We start from the raw sequence: 1,000 nt of genomic DNA, 5'->3' as shown, positions 1-1,000 counted from the left end.
TGTATTGACCCGCAGGGTTGTTCACGCGGGTGATGGGTGGGTGGCCGCCGAGTGCGGTGTGGCAGCGGTGGTGGTTGTAGGTGTGCAGGAAGTCTGTCAGGGCTGCGGTGCGTTCGGTGTTGCTGGTGTAGGGGCGTAGGTAGGCCCATTCGTCGAGCAGGGTGCGGTTGAAGCGTTCGACCTTGCCGTTGGTCTGCGGCCGGTAGGCGCGGGTGAGCTTGCCGGTCGCGCCGAGGTCGGCCAGGGCTTGCCGCCAGGCGAAGCTTTTGCGGTAGGGCCAGGCGTTGTCGGTCAGGACCCGTTCGATGCGGTCGATGCCGCAGGTGGTGAAGAAGGCCGCGGCCCGGCGGAGGAAGTCTGCGCAGGTGGCGGCCTTCTCGTCGCCGTGGATCTCGCTGTAGGCGAGGCGGGAGTGGTCGTCGACGGCGGAGTGGACGTAGTCGAAGCCCATGCTGGTGCGCCGGGCGCGGCCGGCTTGGCGGCCGAGGACTTTGTGGCCGCCGCCGTCGGGGATGCGGCCGAGTTTCTTGACGTCGACGTGGACCAGCTCGCCGGGGCGGGCGCGTTCGTAGCGGCGGATGATCTGGCCGGTGGGCCGGTCCAGGAAGGCCAGCCGGCTCAGGCCGTGGCGGACCAGGATGCGGTGCACGGTCGAGGCGGGCAGGCCCAGGATCGGACCGATGCGGGCCGGGCCGAGCTTGCGGTCCTGCCGAAGACGGCACACGCGGGCCTCGATCGGCCCTGCCGTGCGGTGCGGTGTCGTGCGCGGGCGGCTGGACCGATCGTGCAGCCCTTGCTCGCCTTCAGCCCGCCAGCGGCGCATCCACTTGTGCGCGGTGACGCGGGAGATGCCCATCTCGTCGGCAACGTGGGCGACAGGGCGTCCGGTGCGGACACGTTCGACCAGCAGCCGCCTGCCGTGAAGGGTCAGTCGGGCATTACGGTGGAACACGAAGGCCTCCGTGCGGTGAAGATTCGATACCTCCACCACACACGGGGG

Annotated in this window: 1 protein-coding gene; it reads right to left on the bottom strand. The window is 69.9% G+C overall.

The window, feature by feature from the left end:
• Positions 1-952 (bottom strand): IS481 family transposase (locus KUM44_RS24230; RefSeq protein ID WP_217210996.1); only part of this gene is annotated, 952 nt, incomplete at its 3' end.
• Positions 953-1,000: the final 48 nt, after the last annotated feature.

It is taken from the genome of Streptomyces sp. AC550_RSS872, from assembly GCF_019049285.1.
Classification (GTDB): Bacteria; Actinomycetota; Actinomycetes; order Streptomycetales; family Streptomycetaceae; genus Streptomyces.
This window is presented reverse-complemented; position numbering and strand designations above follow the sequence as displayed.